General features: G+C 41.7%; 16 protein-coding genes. 2 read left to right on the forward strand and 14 right to left on the reverse strand.

Translation table 11 applies throughout. The annotated features are described in order from the left end of the window. Positions 1–18: 18 nt before the first annotated feature. From dltB to rnz, 8 genes are all read right to left on the reverse strand, one after another. Positions 19–1218: a D-alanyl-lipoteichoic acid biosynthesis protein DltB gene (gene dltB / locus G541_RS0100595; RefSeq protein ID WP_027826137.1), complete on the reverse strand. Its 1200-nt coding sequence runs from the start codon at positions 1216–1218 to the stop codon at positions 19–21. Continuing rightward, complete coding sequence (gene dltA / locus G541_RS0100600; RefSeq protein WP_027826138.1) at positions 1215–2753, reverse strand: D-alanine--poly(phosphoribitol) ligase subunit DltA; 1539 nt, start codon at positions 2751–2753, stop codon at positions 1215–1217. Before dltA ends, dltB begins: the two co-directional genes overlap by 4 nt. A 15-nt stretch (positions 2754–2768) precedes the next feature. Continuing rightward, complete coding sequence (locus tag G541_RS0100605) at positions 2769–2918, reverse strand: teichoic acid D-Ala incorporation-associated protein DltX (protein ID WP_009554774.1); 150 nt, start codon at positions 2916–2918, stop codon at positions 2769–2771. Positions 2919–3108: 190 nt separating this feature from the next. Continuing rightward, positions 3109–3627, reverse strand: a complete 519-nt coding sequence (locus G541_RS0100610) for an adenine phosphoribosyltransferase (protein WP_009554776.1) — start codon at positions 3625–3627, stop codon at positions 3109–3111. A gap of 21 nt (positions 3628–3648) precedes the next feature. Beyond that, positions 3649–5982 (reverse strand): single-stranded-DNA-specific exonuclease RecJ, encoded by a 2334-nt coding sequence (recJ, locus tag G541_RS0100615; protein WP_027826139.1) that lies wholly within the window; start codon positions 5980–5982, stop codon positions 3649–3651. A gap of 3 nt (positions 5983–5985) precedes the next feature. After that, on the reverse strand, positions 5986–6282 hold the full coding sequence (locus G541_RS0100620) for a LapA family protein (RefSeq protein WP_027826140.1): 297 nt from the start codon (positions 6280–6282) through the stop codon (positions 5986–5988). 9 nt (positions 6283–6291) lie between these two features. Continuing rightward, positions 6292–7101 (reverse strand): SDR family NAD(P)-dependent oxidoreductase, encoded by an 810-nt coding sequence (locus tag G541_RS0100625; protein ID WP_027826141.1) that lies wholly within the window; start codon positions 7099–7101, stop codon positions 6292–6294. Positions 7102–7118: 17 nt separating this feature from the next. Further along, positions 7119–8051, reverse strand: a complete 933-nt coding sequence (gene rnz / locus G541_RS0100630; RefSeq protein ID WP_027826142.1) for a ribonuclease Z — start codon at positions 8049–8051, stop codon at positions 7119–7121. Positions 8052–8186: 135 nt separating this feature from the next. Between rnz and G541_RS0100635 the strand changes: the two genes are divergently transcribed. After that, positions 8187–8468, forward strand: a complete 282-nt coding sequence (locus tag G541_RS0100635; RefSeq protein WP_027826143.1) for a hypothetical protein — start codon at positions 8187–8189, stop codon at positions 8466–8468. A gap of 180 nt (positions 8469–8648) precedes the next feature. On the opposite strand, the gene G541_RS0100640 is transcribed toward G541_RS0100635, so the two are convergent. The 5 genes from G541_RS0100640 to G541_RS0100660 all read right to left on the reverse strand — a co-directional run bounded on the left by G541_RS0100640 (position 8649) and on the right by G541_RS0100660 (position 16199). Then, positions 8649–10490, reverse strand: a complete 1842-nt coding sequence (locus G541_RS0100640) for an acyltransferase family protein (RefSeq protein WP_027826144.1) — start codon at positions 10488–10490, stop codon at positions 8649–8651. A 12-nt stretch (positions 10491–10502) separates the two neighbouring features. Then, positions 10503–11813 carry a GTPase ObgE gene (gene obgE, locus G541_RS0100645; RefSeq protein ID WP_027826145.1) on the reverse strand — a complete coding sequence of 437 codons (1311 nt, stop codon included), beginning with the start codon at positions 11811–11813 and terminating at the stop codon, positions 10503–10505. Positions 11814–11975: 162 nt separating this feature from the next. Next, entirely contained in the window at positions 11976–13763 is a 1788-nt protein-coding gene (uvrC, locus tag G541_RS0100650; protein ID WP_027826146.1) for an excinuclease ABC subunit UvrC, read from the reverse strand. 212 nt (positions 13764–13975) lie between these two features. Beyond that, the gene (locus tag G541_RS0100655) at positions 13976–14713 is read right to left on the reverse strand and encodes an amino acid ABC transporter ATP-binding protein (RefSeq protein ID WP_027826147.1); all 738 of its coding nucleotides are present in this window, start codon (positions 14711–14713) and stop codon (positions 13976–13978) included. Then, positions 14706–16199, reverse strand: coding sequence for an ABC transporter substrate-binding protein/permease (locus G541_RS0100660; protein ID WP_027826148.1), 1494 nt, complete (start codon positions 16197–16199; stop codon positions 14706–14708). Before G541_RS0100660 ends, G541_RS0100655 begins: the two co-directional genes overlap by 8 nt. A gap of 171 nt (positions 16200–16370) precedes the next feature. Here G541_RS0100660 and G541_RS10510 point away from each other — a divergent pair, with 171 nt between their 5' ends. Beyond that, positions 16371–16511 (forward strand): SPJ_0845 family protein, encoded by a 141-nt coding sequence (locus G541_RS10510; protein WP_169439831.1) that lies wholly within the window; start codon positions 16371–16373, stop codon positions 16509–16511. Positions 16512–16583: 72 nt separating this feature from the next. Here the strand turns inward: G541_RS10510 and G541_RS0100670 are convergent, their stop codons facing one another. Next, on the reverse strand, positions 16584–16883 hold the full coding sequence (locus G541_RS0100670; RefSeq protein ID WP_009554800.1) for a nucleoside triphosphate pyrophosphohydrolase family protein: 300 nt from the start codon (positions 16881–16883) through the stop codon (positions 16584–16586).

A 16883-nucleotide genomic window follows, 5' to 3' on the forward strand; every position in this document is an offset into this window, starting at 1 on the left:
GTTATTTACTCCTTTATCTTAATGCATGAAATATAACTTATCAAAAAAGCCTGAGAAAATTAGGAAACTAAAGCACACTAGGTTAAAGGTCAGGAAGATCGCAAACATCTCCGTGAACTTATTATGTGGGATTGCTTGCCGATGTTTCTTCTTGAAGCGTAACCACATATCGTTGATGATGATTGCACAAGCATGGAAAATCCCGTAGACAATATAGTACCAAGTCAATCCATGCCAAATTCCCATGATGAGGAAAAGTGTGATATAGCCAATATTGGCCATTGCCACCCGACTTTTTACCCACCGTTTCTTCATCATCAAGAACACTAGTCGCATATAGATATAGTCACGGAACCAAAGTGACAAAGTCATATGCCACCGATTCCAGAATTCTTTAATATTTTTGGAAATGAACGGTTTGTTAAAGTTAACCGGTGTTTCGATCCCCATAATATAACTTGTCCCTACGGCAAACAAACTATAGCCTGCAAAATCAAAGAACAAGTCCATTGAGTAGCAATACATATATGCCACTACCCACCAGGAAAGACCATGATGAGCTAAAGCAATCATTTGAATCTTAGGTAACATCACTGTTCCAAAGAAATATGCTAACGCAAACTTGTACAGGAAGCCTAGGAAAATGTAATGCACGGCCTTGCCTAACATTGTTAAATACTTATCTTGATCAGGAACCTGGGTATAATCCTTGATAAAGCGCCGGTACCGATCGATTGGTCCAGAAGAAATAGTGGGAAAGAATAATAAGAATTGTAACGTTAACATTAGGTTAACTTCCTTAATTGCTCCGTCCCGAATCTCCATAATCATCTGAACTGCTTTAAATGTTAAATATGAGATTCCCAAAAAACTAAAGAGTGAGATTTTCCCTAGCTGGAACACTGGTTCCAACTTGACGATAGCCAGAGGAACTATCGCCAAGAACACTAGCAAATAAAAGACCCAACTGGCGTTTTTCTTCTGCCGATAATGAAAATATCCAAAGATCAAAGCAACTTCATAAATGATATAGCCAATCAATGAAACACCTTGGATCCAAACATTACCCCCAAAGGTCAAAACTAGAAAAGCTAGCGAAATTACTGTTTCATATAAACGATACCGTTTTCCCCGCAACAAACCAATCATGATTGGAAGCAAGGCAACCGTCAAATAGAGAAAGTAGGTTGGATTTTGGTAAGGTTGCATACTAATCATTTGCCATTGACCTCACTCATCAATAGTTTTCGATCTAACTTGCCATTCGGGGTTAATGGAATCGCATCAACGAATACAAACCGCCCTGGCATCATATACGACATCATATTTTTTTGTAGTTGTGCCTTGATACTTTGGGTCAACTCACGTTCCTTACCAGCAAAATCTTTGTCTTGGGGCACAATATAGGCCACTAGTTGCTGCACTTTGTGGTTAGCTCCATACCGTGGAACTGTGATAGCCTGAGCTACTTCAGCTACATGTGTTAAGTGTTGATCAACCTCTTCTAGTTCAATTCTGAAGCCATGAAGTTTGACTTGGAAGTCGACCCGACCTTTGTATAAGAGCTGCCCATTCTCATCATATTGACCTAAATCACCAGTCTTATATGCCCGCTTTCCATCGACTTCGATGAAGGCTTGGTTGGTTTTTTCAGGGTTATTGAGATAACCCTTGGAAACACTCGGCCCCATGATAACAATTTCGCCATCTTCGCCTTGGTCCACTAACTGGTTATCTTCATTTAGCAGCACTACTGGGGTTCCATTTTTAGGCCAGCCAATTGGTAACCGTTGATAACTATCCAAAACTTCATTAGTAATCTCAACTGCTGTCACCGCTACTGTTGTTTCTGTTGGTCCATAGGTATTATAAACGTGTGCCTTAGGGAACCGTTGCTTAACTGCAGCTGCAGTGGCATGCGTTAGTTCCTCACCACAGAACAAAATATTCTTGATAGTTGGATTGCTCTGTTCATTGAAATCCGGTGAGAGCAAGCACATTTCGATAAATGAAGGGGTTGAAACCCAGTTTTCAATTTGATATTTGGGCAAAGCAGCAAATAATTCTTTGAAGTTTGCAGTTGTTTCTTGAGGCAAAACATCTAACATCCCACCATGAAGTAATGTTGGATACAAATCCATTACCGACAAATCAAATGAATATGGTGGCTGGGATAATGTAACCATTGGGTGGTTAATTCCAAAATCTTCTGCCATCCAGTCTGTAAAGCTCTGCAAGTTATCGTGACTGATTTGTACCCCCTTTGGCATCCCTGTTGTCCCGGAAGTAAAGATAATATAGTAAGTATCGTCACCTGCTACATAATCAGCAGGTGTTACCGGATCAACAATGTTTGCACTATTAGTAAAAAGGTGGTCTAATTCATCAGCTGTGATTACCGGAATGTCCCAATCATTAACGGGTAGATCATTCACAGCCACACAAGCTGCTGGTTGAGCAATTTGCTTGATATCTTGCAGCCGCTTTAATGGCGAGTGCGCATCAACCGGAATATAAGCATGTCCGGCCTTAACAATCCCTAGAAAAGTTGCAATCATGGCAAATGTTTGTCCGCCGTACACAATAATCGGTTGTTCTCGTGAAAGCCCTAATTTTTTAATTCGGGCAGCTAAAGCATCTGAATATTGCTTAAGCTCACCATAAGTATTTTTCTGTCCAAGGAAATTGTAGGCAACCCGTTCTGGATCATTAACAGCCCAAGAATCAATCTGGGTAATTAAATTAGTTGTCATTTCTTCATCTCCAAACTAGAACTCATTGTAAATAAAATGAGGTTGATTAATTCCACTATAACTATATAAGTAAACTAGGAAGAAAATTACAACGAAGTAAAAAACTGTTTTAGCTAGAAAAATTGCTACTTCGTTATTACGTAATTTAAGCCATAATTCTTTCATTCTGACCTCCCTATAAAGTATTAAAATCTTGTATCAACTTCTAACATTGCCCTATTGTTACACTATTGCAAAAAAATTACAAGGAAGTTTTGGCATTTTATCCTAGTTAGTTGAATAACTAACTATTATAGTGACAAAAAAAGTTGATTTGACAACGTTTTTCGTGTCAAATCAATTTCTAAAGAATTGTTTAATATTTCATTAAAGCCAAAGTATCATAGTCTTTCAGTTTTTCGCGACCATTAAGTTCGGCTAATTCAACTAGGAAGGCACAGCCTACAACCTCACCGCCGAGTTGTTCCACCAGGTCTATCGTTGCCCGGATGGTTCCCCCCGTTGCCAGCAGATCATCACACACCAATACTTTTTGTCCTGGCTTGACAGCATCTTTGTGCATATATAATGCTGACTTTCCATATTCCAAATCATATTCTGCCTTAATTGTTGCCCGAGGAAGCTTGCCTTTCTTCCGCGCAGGCGCAAAACCGACACCCAGTTTATATGCAACTGGACAACCAACGATAAAGCCCCGTGCTTCTGGTCCTACGATCATTTCCACACCTTTGTCTTGCGCAAAGGCAACAATACGGTCAGTAGCTTCCTGATAAGCTTCACCATCTGCCATCAGTGGGGAAATATCCCGAAAAATAATCCCTTTTTCAGGATAATCTGGAATGCTTGCAATGTATTGGTATAAATCTAAAGCCATTATTGTTATTTCTCCTTTTTCCTAACTCTTTAACTGCTTTTGGAGCCACTCTCTCAGTTGCGCAAAATCACTATAAAAGAGTTTTTCTTGGATAGCCATCATTTCTAGACGCCTTTGATAAGTATTAGTTTGTTTGAGATTAAAATGACCTGTCACCTGTTGACCAGATAACACACCATCGTTAATTTTAACAAATCCTACTTCAAAAAACACCTGTAGAATGAAAATGATTTGCTCCCTTTGCAAATGAAAATACTTTACCATTTTAGGCAAATTAGTCCGAATGTCAAAATTCTGTTGTCGACTAACAAACCGATAAACATTAGCAAAGTCAGCCCGGGTTGGCATCCCGTTCATGTACGCCTCATCTTTAACGTACAGAATGGCCCGAATAGTTTGGGGTGCTACCGCCTGCAATAATTCTTGTAACTCAGTTAAGCTCTGGGGCATGTCAACTAACACTAGTTCATCCACTCGTAGGGGGGTGGTAGCTGATGCCTGCTCCATGACTTCTGTTGCTAAACGTAAAGTTGCTGCTTGTGGTAAGAGCGGTTTGATAGTTTGGGCAAGTTTTTCATTAAAACAAATATAAGTCCCAGTTGTTGTCAACCGTTGCGCTGTTAACCGTGTAGTACGTTGATCAAGGATCCTTATTCCTGCATATTCTAAATCCGTGATCATAATCTGCGGTGTAACGGTATTGCGCCAGTAATTTAATGTCAAAGTTCCAATAAAAGTCACTGGACTAGGATCAGCAACAATCGCCGCTAACTGGGCTTGCGAGAGGGGTGCAAATGACAAAGCAGCAATGGTCCCACCTTTTTGTTTCAACAACAAGCGCAAATAATTATTATTTTTGCCGATGGTTTTTGCCTGGACCAGCTCGTAGTCTTTAAAAGCAAACACAGGAGCTGGATTTTCTTCACCAAACGGTCCTAATTGAGATAGCTCTTTGATTAAGTCAACCGTAATATCATCAACTCTTAACGTTGTTGCTAAGTGTTGAGTGGGCTTAGAAACAGTTTTTATCCCTTGCTTTTGGGCTTCTGTCTGCAAGAGTGTTGTTAATTCAGGTAATTTTTCTTTCTCGATCGTTAATCCACAGGCTTTTTTATGGCCACCAAAATTTTCAAACAAATCACGGTGGGGATTCAACGCTGCAAATAAGTCGAAATTGTCATTCGAACGCCCTGAACCTTTGGCCAAGCCTGTCGTCTGATCGATACTAAAAATGATCGTCGGCTTATTGGTCTGCTCTAATATTCTTCCCGCTAAAATCCCCGAAACACCTTCATGCCAACCTACTTGTGCTAAGATGTTTACCTTCTGCTCTGGATCCAATAACTCTTGTGCCTGTTCATTTTCAGTATCAACTGTTTGCTTGCGTTTAGCATTAACTTCTTCTACTTGTTGCGCTAAATCAGCCACAAGTTCATCATCTAAACTAGTTAACAGTTGCACTGCAATAGCTGCACTGCCCATTCGTCCCAGGGAATTAAGCCGGGGGGCTAGCGCAAATTGAATCGTTTCTTCATTCAAATGAGCAGCATCAACTTCAGCTTCTTTATATAGTGCTTGCAAGCCAGGTCGACTAGTATTTTGTAACACTTGTAAGCCCACCTTAACTAGAGCCCGGTTTTCATCCACTAATGGCATTACATCTGCCACTGTGCCCAGTGTAGCCAGGTCAAACATTTCCTGGGGAAATTCCTCTAGTAAAGCTGCTGCTACCATCAAGGCCACTCCAGCACCAGAAAGTGATTTAAATGGGTATTTCCCTGCTGGGTGTGCGGGGTGAACAATAGCCACTGCTTCTGGCAATTCACTTGGAAGTTCATGGTGGTCAGTGATGATTACATCTACACCATTGGCCTGGGCATAAGCCACTTCATCCTTACCACTGACCCCATTATCAACCGTAATGAGTAACTGCACTCCATCCGCCACCATCCGTTCATAAACTTGGCGGTTCGGCCCATATCCATCAATAAAACGGTCCGGAATGTAATATGCAACGTTTTGGGCACCCAGGTAGCTGGTCAGCGTTTCATACATGATAGCTGTACTGGTAATCCCATCAACATCATAGTCACCATAGATCATAATCTTTTCATCTGCAACTATGGCATCCTGAATCCGTTGACATGCCTGCTCCATATCATGCATCAAGAAAGGATCATAAAAGCTTTTCTCGTCAACTGTCATAAACCGTTTGATCTTATCAGCAGTATCATAACCCCGCGCAATAAGGATCCGCACCACTAATGGGCTTAGCCCTGTGGCTTGGTGTAACGCCTCAACCTGATCATCCGCTGGTTCTTCTGACTGCACCCAATCATACTTTCGTTCAAACAAATTCTAAGACTCCGTTTCTTTTGGGGTTTGTTGCTCCGAGCTGCGACGGCCACGGAGCAATGCCTGTAATCTTTCTTCCTGGTCAGCAATCTTTTTGCGCATTCTGTGCATACTATTAGCAGTAAATAACGTTGCCAAGATGATCCCTAATAGTACACAAGCAATTAGGACCACAATCAATGGCATCGTGGTCGCTACCAACCCAAAGTTAATTGTTACTAGTTGCCGATTCAAGTACGAAAAAACAGCAATAATTAATACCAACACAACACCAATAATTAGATTGATTTGCTTTTTCATCTTCTCACCTTATTTCTTGTTGAACAATCCACCTGCCAAGACATCCCCTAGCCCTGGGAAAAGACTATACAAGCACGCACCAACTTCCATTATCCCCGGCAGATTGACTTCGCGCCGACTTGTGCCGACGGTAGCCAAAACCTTAGCGGCAACATCTTCTGGCTGCAAAACAATCTTGCCGAGTTTAGCTAAATACTGTCCCGACTTATCGGCAATATTAAAGAAGTTAGTCGCAATTGGGCCTGGGTTAACCGTCAAAACAGAAATTCCCAGAGGCTTGAGTTCCAGTCGTAGAGCGTTGGAGAAGCCTAAAACTGCAAATTTAGTGGCTGAATACACCGTTGATTTTGGCGTCGCCATCTTGCCTGCCATAGAAGCAACATTGATAATCGCGCCATATTGACGTTCTGCCATCTTTAAAGCTACTTCCTGGGTCGCATACATCAAGCCTAAAACATTGACCCGCATCATCTTTTCAGCAGTTGCCATATCAAAATTCAAGAAATCTTCCATCAAGCCGAAACCAGCATTGTTAATCAAAACTGCAATCGGTCCAATTTCACGTTCAACCTGCGCAATAACTGCTTGAATCTGAGCCGGATCAGTCATATCTACTGCTAGCCCATATGCTGGTTGTCCAGACAAATGTTGGCATTGGCGTGCTACTTGGTCCAGTTTATCTTGACGACGCGCACACCCCACTACAATTGCACCTTCTCTAGCTGCTTGATAAGCAAACTGTTCACCCAAACCAGATGAAGCACCAGTAATAACTACAACACGTCCCTTTAAATTTTTCAGTTGCCGATAACCACGCATTTAAAACGCATCCTTTCTTAATCTAATTCAATGGGATAGGAATCAAAATCATGGACTACTTTAGTGGCTGGAAAAATCTTGCGTGCATCATTTTCCAACTTTCTAGCTGCTTTACCTACATAACGAGCTGAAATATGGGTCAAATATAAATGGTGGACCCCAGCCTTGGCTGCAATTGTTGCTGCTTGTTGGCACGTAGAGTGGTAATAGTTGTGCGCCAAACGCGCTTCCCCTTTACCAAAGGTGCTTTCGTGGACCAAAACATTGGCATCTTTTGCTAAGTCAAAAATAGCCGGTACTTGGCGGGTATCACCTAAAATAGTTACGATCCGCCCTGGTTTAGGTTTGCCGATGAAGTCCTGCCCGTTGATGGTTCGACCATCTGCTAAAGTTACCGTCGCCCCTGCCTTTAATTGGCCATAAACAGGTCCTGAAGGCACACCTAAGGCTTGCAACTTATCTACTAGGAGCTCACCTGGACGATCTTTTTCAACAATACGATACCCAATGCATTGAATCCGATGGTCTAAAAAGCGCCCGTACACTTGGAATTGTTCATCGTCCAAAAGTAAACCCTCATTTTTAATCTCAACAAAATTCAAGGGATAAGATAATTTAGACTGGGATACTTGTAAACTTGTTTTGACAAATTGTTCAATCCCTTTGGGTCCATAAATGGTTAATGGTTCGATATGGTCCCCACTTTGAAAAGAACGACTACTTAAAAAGCCTGGTAACCCAAAAATATGATCACCATGTAAGTGCGTAATAAAAATTTTATTGATTTTCCGCGGACGAATATTAGTCCTTAAGATCTGATGCTGTGTTCCTTCACCGGCATCAAACAACCAAATTGAATTGCACTCATCGAGTAATTTCAATGCCGTAGCTGTAACATTGCGACTTTTTGAAGGCGAACCCGCCCCCGTTCCTAAAAATTCAATTTCCATTATCAAAATCCTTACTGTTCATAATCTTTTCGGTATTTACCTACTGGTTTATAATAAACACAAAAAAAGTTTTTACATTCTATTGTAGCATTAATTCAGCAATAACTCATTATATCTATTCTGCGAGGACTATTTATGACAATCAACGAATTTCAAATTTTAGCCACTGATATTACCCCAACACATTTTATTTATTATCAAGGACATAAAAATCACCTGCCACTTTCATTTACAAAAACTTCGCAAAGTGTAGTTCTGACGGCAGCTACTCCTGGCAATCCCACCATCACTCTGGGAGAATTTCTCTTCTCACTCCAACCACTTCCTCCTTCCTGGCCAATTAATCTGGCTATCTTTGGTGAGCAAAGACCACTATTTGGGTTCCGAATCGCTGACCAAAAAATACTTCTCCGTTGAGCTGTTATCCTATAAATAACGCAAATGAGAAATAGCCTTTTAGCAGGCACTGGACCAATGCCAGATGAAAATCACGGCTATCTTTGGCTCTGTTTCATTAGGCAAATAAAAAAGAGACCAGTCAAAAAACTAGTCTCTTAATAATCAAACTCACTGTACCCAGCAAATCTGTATTAACGTTTATTTCTTTTTTAAAATTGCCCGTGCAACGACATCACCATAATACTTCAAACCATTCGAGTTCGGGTGAACGTCGTCTGAGTAGAACCAGTCTGGATGGTTGTTACTCTTACTATACCAGTCAATTATTGTTAGATTATGGTATTTCTTAGCCGCTGCCTCAAGGTCACTATTAACTTGGTTTTGCCAGTTCTTAGTCGGAACATGAACGTTAATCCAATAAACTTTATGCCCCTTGGTAATCATCATAATTTGATCCAATGTTTGCTGCGTAAATGGACCGTTAGTCCCTTCACCGATCAGAACAGTATCAGCAAGTTTACCTTGATTCTTGAGCGCTTGTAAAATGGGAACAATTTCTGCTACTTGCCGGCCAACCTTAGCGTCGACATACATTTGCGGGAAGATGTTCTGTAAAGTTTCCATCCCGTCGGCCATCACCGAGTCCCCTACTGCTGTGACTTGCAACGTCTGAGCCCGTTTCTTCTGAGCCGCGGTCAATCCCTTTTGGGCTGAAGCCTGGGCTGCCTTTTGTTCTTGCTTTTCCTTAGCAGTTAGCTTCTTACCCTTCTTGCGCTTAGCTGTAGCCTGTTCATTTTTTTGGATAACTTGCTGCAATTGGTTATCCTTTTGAACAGCACTGGCGTCCGGCTGATTAATGATCCCAAATAATGCAATCACTGTCACCGCCGTTGCGGTTACAATTCCTACTTGCCGCCATTTGAAAGGAGAGTTTTTGCGGAAACTATCCCGCAAGACCTGCCATGTTTGTGAGTAGTCAAACTTACTCAATTTCTTTTCAATGCACCGATATGAAAACTCACTAATCGAACAAATGATAATGATTTCAATGATTGCATGTAACCATGGGTGGGCAGCAATGTTCTTAACTGCACTTTCATAGAAAATCAAAACCGGATATTGGTAAATATAAATTCCGTAGCTTCGCCGGCCAACCCATGTGAAAACGGGATTGGAAAGCATCCGGTTCAGATCCGCCCCCGGATGAGCAACGGCTGCGATCAGCAACGTTGCCAACAAGGAGAAGAAATACATACCCCCCCGATAAACTAAATCACTTTGCCCCGATGTAGTCATAAACATCCACAGCATCAATAGTAAAGAGACAATTCCAATCCCATCTAGCATCAGTCGTAGGCGCCCATCCAGACGTTGGCGCAAACGTCCACTTGGCCAGATAATGGCTAAAGATGCTCCCAAGAAAATTGAGAACAAACGCGTATCAGTCCCGTAATAAACCCGGGATGGGTCTTGGTTAGGATGAAACATAACAGCCATCAACAGAGCGGAAACAAAACTACCAATAAATAAAACGTCAAAAATCGGTTGCTTTTTGCGTACGAACACTAGTAAAGCCAACATAATCAATGGCCAAAAAAGATAAAATTGCCCTTCGATTGCTAATGTCCATAAATGAGTGAACGGTGATTGGTTACCAAACTTATCAAAATAGGATTCTCCATGCGCTATTTCGAACCAGTTATATACATAAAGCAAGTTGGTAACAATCACACCCCGAATATTTACCAACAATTGCCGTTGGAACAAAGTGATGTACGCTGTTGTCGCCATCAGCATTGTGATTAGACCCGGATAAAGGCGTTTGACCCGCTTAATATAGAAATTTTTGAGGTCGATCGTACCGGTTTGTTCATACTCTAATACGAGGTGGTCAGTAATTAGATACCCCGACAAGACTAAGAAAATCGGCACTCCCAAAAAGCCCCCTTGGAACTTAAATGGCATAATATGATAGAGAATTACCCCGACAACTGCCAAGGTTCTCAATCCATCAAAACCTGTAATATACCTTTTTTTCATCACTAATCCTCTTTACTCAACAAAGTCAAACATAAAACTACCAATTTGAACCGTGTCTCCTGATTTGGCACCCTTTTGCCGTAGGGCTTCATCGACCCCCATATGGCGCAATTGACGAGCAAACCGCATCAAGCTTTCATCATGGTCAATATTCGTCATCTTGAAGAGTTTTTCTAGTTCATCACCAGATAAAATCCAAACACCAGCAGAATCGCGGTGAATTTCAAATGGTGGCTTCTCTTCTTCGAACTGGTAAGTTTGTTGTTCCATTTGTTCTCTAAGTTTCCGCTCTGAACGTGTTTCAAACTGTGGTGTTTCAGCTAATAATGTAGCCGTCTCCCGCATAAGGTCTTGTAAGCCCTGGTGCGTCAATGATGAGATCCCCATCACTTTAACAACATTGACTGAACTATCCTCTGCCTGGAGCTGAGCTTGAAATTGGCGCAAGTTTTCAGCTGCATCAGGCATGTCCATCTTAGAACCAACTACAATCTGTGGGCGTCGCAATAATTCTGGATCGTACTGGGCTAATTCCTGGTTGATAGCAGTAAAATCCGCATACGGATCCCGGCCTTCAAGTCCAGACATATCGATCAGATGCAAAATCACCCGCGTACGCTCAACATGGCGCAAGAACTGAATTCCCAAGCCGACACCTTGTGAAGCACCTTCGATCAATCCTGGCAAGTCAGCCATGGCAAAATCACGCCCATCATCTAGCTGAACCATCCCTAAATTAGGTACTAACGTGGTAAAGTGATAATCAGCAATCTTCGGCTTAGCACTGGTTACCGCCGCTAACAGGGTTGATTTCCCCACCGAAGGGAAACCAACTAATCCCACATCAGCTAATACTTGCAGTTCTAAGCGAATATTACGTTCAACCCCCGGTTCACCATTTTCAGCAATTTCGGGAGCCGGATTTTTAGCACTAGCAAAGTGAATGTTCCCACGGCCACCACGACCACCAGGAGCAACAACTAGTTCCTGACCAGCAGTAACCAAGTCACCTAGGACTTCCCCAGTATCAACATCAGTTACCGTTGTCCCTTCCGGAACGTCAATTACCAGATCAGGTGCTTTCCGCCCATACATGCCTTTATTCATGCCCTTTTCACCGGCCTGAGCCTTAAAAATGCGGTGATAGCGAAAATCCATTAATGTGCGTAAACCTTCGTTGACCCTAAGGATCACGCTACCACCACGACCGCCATCACCACCAGCAGGACCGCCATTAGGAACAAATTTTTCTCGGCGAAAGGCAACCGCGCCGTCGCCACCCTTCCCTGCTTTAACTGTAATTTTGACCTGATCGACAAACATAGTCGACTCCTTTCTACCTTAATTAAAAGGTCCTAGTTCTTTGCAATATTTTAAATTATAATATAAAAAATCAGCGATGTGAACATGATCTCGGCATTTAAACCGCGCTGTTTCCGCTTTCGCACCGTTGCCAGTTTATGCTTTATCCTATCCTGACCTTTATTACTTTTTGCGTTCCTTTATCAAGCTCGCTTTAATCACTTGGGCTACCTTTTGTGATATCCCTAAAGCTTCAATCTCCGCTAGTGGTGCTTCGGCTATTTTATTGAGAGACCCGTATTCTTTCAAGAGTTTAATCCTTGTTTTGGGGCCAACACCTGGGATCAACTCTAGACGTGAAGCCAACGAATTCTTGCTATGGGTTTGCCGGTGGAAAGTGATGGCAAAACGGTGTACTTCATCCTGAATTCGTTGCAAAAGATAAAAACCCTCGCTTTGACGGTCTAAAGCCAACTTTTTGCCAGTAGCATCCATTAAATCAGCTGTTTTGTGCTTGTCATTTTTTACCATCCCTGCAACCGGAATTGCTACTCCTAATTGGTTATGCAAAACATCCACCGCTGCCTCGACCTGGACGATTCCTCCATCCATTAAAATCAGGTCGGGGAGATTTTTCTTCTCTTTTAATAAGCGACTGTACCGGCGGTAAATCACTTCCCGCGTACTTTGCGCTTCATCCGCATGGTTTTGGACAGTTTGTAACTTATATTTACGATACTCTGTTTTTTCCGGACGCCCATCAACAAAGCACACCATGGCTGAGACCGGATCAACACCTTGAATATGCGAATGGTCAAATGCTTCAATCCTATGTCCATGCGGCAACCCGAGTGCTGTCATTACTTCGTTCATTGCCCCCACAGTTTTACGGTCATCAAGCTCCATGAGACGGAACTTATCTTCTAAAGTTAACCGGGCATTCTTTTCTGCCATTTCAAGCAACGAACGCTTCTGTCCCCGCTGGGGGGTCCGGACTGGCACCGCAAGGATATCCGTCAAGATCTGCCGCTCTACCTCTTTAGCCACCAAAATTTCCTTTGGCAATACGTGATTCTTTTGCTGATAAAACTGCAAAATGAACGTTGCTAGTTCTGACTCAGGATCATCGATACATGGAAACAGGCGTTTTTCTCTTTTCATCAAGCGTGCCTGACGAATAAAGAAAATCTGAATTGAGATCCATCCCTTATCCATGTAGTAGCCAAAAATATCCCGCGGGGTATTATCTCGTGAAATAATCTTTTGCTTTTCAACAGTTTGCTCAATATAGTTGATTTGGTCACGCAGTTCGGCTGCTCGTTCGTATTCAAGGTTAGCTGCTGCCTGGGTCATTTTCTTTTCCAAATCATGTTTAATTCGCCCAACGTTACCATTTAAAAAGGATTTTATCTTGGCAATTTGACGTTCATACTCTGCTGCGGGCACTTCCCGAAAACAAGCACCTAAACACTGACCCATGTGGTAATACAGACAGGGACGTTTCTGATATCCATTGCACCGACGCAATGGATATACTTTTTCCAACAAGTGCATTGTCTCCGTAGCTGCGTACACATTGGGATAGGGACCAAAATAATAGCCACCATCTTTTCTAATTTGACTCACAATTTTGAGCTGCGGATCTTTTTCGTTAGTAATTTTAATATAGGGATAACCTGTTCCATCCTTCAACCGGATGTTGTAATACGGTTTGTACTTCTGAATAAGTGTGATTTCAAGTAAAAATGCTTCTTTATTGGTCGAAGTCACAATAGTTTCAAAGTCACGTATTTCTGCAACGAGGGCTGCCCACTTACCTTCATGGGAACTCTTAAAATAAGAGCGGACTCGGTTTTTTAAATTTTTAGCTTTACCGACATAAATCACATGCGCATTAATGTCTTTCATAATGTAGCATCCCGGTAAGTCCGGTAATAATTTTAATTTATTTTCAATATGGCGAGTAGCCACACCTACTCCTCCTCTCTGTTATTTTCTACAATTGATATTATAACTTATTCCCCCGTAAACACCGCCTAAAACGCTAATCCCGCTCCATATTGCGTAACCCGTTAACTAATATTTTAGACAACAAAAAAGATGGAAAATAATGGTCCACCACGATTTTCCATCTTATTTCATTTACCTTAATTGATGCCGACTATCTGTACTACGCTTTGTCCCTAATACAGAACCTTCTTCAAAAATTCTTGGGCCCGTGCTGTCTTAGGAGCGGCAAAAAATTCTTCTGGCGTAACATCTTCTTGAATGTTCCCGTCTGCTAAAAACCAAATTTTATCCGCCACTTCTTTAGCAAATCCCATTTCATGGGTAACAATCACCATCGTCATCCCACTATTGGCTAAGTCCTTCATTACTTTCAGAACTTCACCTACCATTTCGGGATCCAGCGCACTAGTTGGCTCATCAAATAAAATCACATCCGGATCCATAGCCAAAGTCCGCGCAATCGCCACCCGTTGTTGTTGTCCCCCGGATAAACTTTGAGGGAACTGATCTTTTTTATCTAACAGACCAACCTTAGCCAAGAGTTTTTCTGCTTTCTTTGTAGCAGCTGCATCAGTGGTCCCTTTAACTTTAATCTGTGCAATTTTCACATTATCAAGCACACTCATATTAGGAAACAAATTAAAACTTTGGAACACCATTCCCATTTTTTCCCGTAATTGATTGAGGTCTTGGTCCTTAGCCTGCGTAATATCTTGGCCTTCAAAGAGGATTTGCCCCGCAGTTGCTTGTTCTAACTGGTTAAAACACCGCAACAGCGTACTCTTTCCCGCACCAGAAGGACCAATGATACAAACCACTTCCCCCTGCTTGACTTCTTGGTTAATTCCATCGAGGACAGCTGTCTGTCCATATACTTTTTTTAAATTTTTAATTTCAATCAAGTTAGGCATGGTTCATTTTCCTTTCTACGTGATTTAAGATCTTGGAAAGAGTGAAGGTTAAGACGAAGTAAATCAACATTGTTACGAACAGTGGTGCAACCCCCTTGTACGTAGCTGATTGGACTAGTTGTGTTTGATACATCAAGTCAGCAACCCCAATAACTGAAACAATCGAACTTTCCTTGATTAAAGTAATAAATTCATTCCCTAAGGCAGGCCAGATATTTTTCAACGCTTGAGGCAAGATCACATACCGGTAAGCCTTTGCTTGTGACATCCCTAAACTTCTTGCCGCTTCAGTTTGTCCCACAGGAATGGAATCGATCCCGGAACGAATGATCTCGGCAACATAGGCCGCAGAATTCAACGAGGTAGCAATGATCCCGGCTACCAGTGCTGGCATACTTTGGATTACCGCCCCGATTCCGAAGTAAACAAACATCACTTGCACCATCAACGGTGTTCCTCTGACAAACTCAATATATGCTACTGCCAAATAATGAATAACCTTGTTGTGGGCTAACCGCATGATCGCTAATAATGTCCCTAAAATCACACCAAAGAATACTGAAACGATTGTAATGATTAAGGTATATTCCACCCCTTTGGCAAAATAAGTCCAATAGTCAACCATCTTATTTTCTTTAGTCGATTGTGTCATGTACTTACTTGCCTGGGGAATGTATTCACTCGTAATCAAATCTTTTTGCTTAATCTTAGCGATCGTCTTGTTCGCTGAAGCAACCAAACTATCTGCACCCTTGTCAAAAGCCATAGCATACCCGGTTTGATCCTTGTCAACGATGAAATGTGGATCCATAGTGGTCAAATCAGGATTGTTTTCTGCATATGCCTTGGCTGTTGGGTAGTCCATTGCCACGCCATCAACCTTATTTGATTTAAGAGCGATAACAAGATTATTTAACTTAGCCAATCCTTTAACTTGGGCTTTAGGCATTTGTTTTTTCACCAAGTCATAAAGTAATGACCCCGTTTGGGCTCCAACTTTCTTACCATCAAATGAAGCTGCATTCTTGTATTCACTTGCGGTCCGTTTGTTGATTAGAATCACTTGCTTACCTGAGTAATACAAATCGGTGAAGTCAACATTCTTTCTTCTTTCAGGAGTAGGATTGATCCCCGAAATAGTTGCGTCGATTTTATGGGTTTCTAAAGCCACCAGTAGGGAGTCAAAGTCCATATTTTTAATTTCTAATTTAACCCCCATGTCCTTGGCTACTTGCTTAGCAATCTCAATATCCATCCCAACGTATTCAGTTTTACCCCCAACCTTGGCAGTAAACTCATACGGTGGATAATCGGCACTCACACCAACGACTAATTTCCCCCGCTTTTTAACGGCAGCCAATGACTCCGTTGCTTCCTTAGTTGAGCTCTGATCATTCGTTGCTGCCTTGGCTGTGCTAGCCAATGGCGCCACAATACAACTCAGAGTAATAAACAATGCTAATATTAGTTTTACGAATCTTTTCATGGCATTCTCCCATTCCTTGTACAAATAATTTATGATATGAATTATACACCAAACGAATAATTATGCAACGTTTATTTGCATTTTATCACTTTTTATACAAATAAGGACGTTGCTTTTCCTAAGTAAAGCTGTTATTCTAGGCACAACAACATTGGGCAAGGAAGTGAACTTATGGGACTCAAGATTAATCGGCAAAATAATTTAGAAAAGCTTTTTGATAAATTCGCTATCGATCCTGACAAAAAGATCGACCTTCCTGAAAAGGATTCGGATAAGAAAAAGCAACCAGCACAAAAAGCTGATAAAAAATAACTACGCGAAAGGCAGCTATCACGAAACACTAGGTCACTAGTAGTTCGTGGTAGCTGCCTTTTTAGCTAAATATTATTTATCGGGCGCAAAACCATTTGGATAACGCTTGTTTAAAGTATCGATATTATTTTGCGCAACTTCATCGAAAGGAATATCAGCCCACTCTGCAATCTGTGATAAGTACCAGAGTACATCGCCCATTTCGTGAACCATCTGTGCTCGGTCTAGTTTCTTCCCTTTAAAAGTGTAATCCTTGATCAAATTGATCAACTGGCCACTTTCGGCTGATAATCCCATTGCACAATTAGTTAGCACTTGTTCTGTCCCGTAAAGTGTGCGGTTTGCTGCCTTTTGATACTCATTAAATTCCAT

This window comes from Ligilactobacillus saerimneri DSM 16049 (assembly GCF_000423265.1).
In the GTDB taxonomy this organism is placed as follows: Bacteria; Bacillota; Bacilli; order Lactobacillales; family Lactobacillaceae; genus Ligilactobacillus; species Ligilactobacillus saerimneri.

Bases quoted from the DNA above. Each gene is read 5' to 3' on its own strand.
- dltB (WP_027826137.1), bottom strand. From the start codon at position 1,218: ATGATTAGTATGCAACCTTACCAAAATCCAACCTACTTTCTCTATTTG.
- dltA (WP_027826138.1), bottom strand. From the start codon at position 2,753: ATGACAACTAATTTAATTACCCAGATTGATTCTTGGGCTGTTAATGAT.
- G541_RS0100605 (WP_009554774.1), bottom strand. From the start codon at position 2,918: ATGAAAGAATTATGGCTTAAATTACGTAATAACGAAGTAGCAATTTTT.
- G541_RS0100610 (WP_009554776.1), bottom strand. From the start codon at position 3,627: ATGGCTTTAGATTTATACCAATACATTGCAAGCATTCCAGATTATCCT.
- G541_RS0100620 (WP_027826140.1), bottom strand. From the start codon at position 6,282: ATGAAAAAGCAAATCAATCTAATTATTGGTGTTGTGTTGGTATTAATT.
- G541_RS0100625 (WP_027826141.1), bottom strand. From the start codon at position 7,101: ATGCGTGGTTATCGGCAACTGAAAAATTTAAAGGGACGTGTTGTAGTT.
- rnz (WP_027826142.1), bottom strand. From the start codon at position 8,051: ATGGAAATTGAATTTTTAGGAACGGGGGCGGGTTCGCCTTCAAAAAGT.
- G541_RS0100635 (WP_027826143.1), top strand. From the start codon at position 8,187: ATGACAATCAACGAATTTCAAATTTTAGCCACTGATATTACCCCAACA.
- G541_RS0100640 (WP_027826144.1), bottom strand. From the start codon at position 10,490: ATGAAAAAAAGGTATATTACAGGTTTTGATGGATTGAGAACCTTGGCA.
- obgE (WP_027826145.1), bottom strand. From the start codon at position 11,813: ATGTTTGTCGATCAGGTCAAAATTACAGTTAAAGCAGGGAAGGGTGGC.
- G541_RS0100655 (WP_027826147.1), bottom strand. From the start codon at position 14,713: ATGCCTAACTTGATTGAAATTAAAAATTTAAAAAAAGTATATGGACAG.
- G541_RS0100660 (WP_027826148.1), bottom strand. From the start codon at position 16,199: ATGAAAAGATTCGTAAAACTAATATTAGCATTGTTTATTACTCTGAGT.
- G541_RS10510 (WP_169439831.1), top strand. From the start codon at position 16,371: ATGGGACTCAAGATTAATCGGCAAAATAATTTAGAAAAGCTTTTTGAT.
- G541_RS0100670 (WP_009554800.1), bottom strand. From the start codon at position 16,883: ATGGAATTTAATGAGTATCAAAAGGCAGCAAACCGCACACTTTACGGG.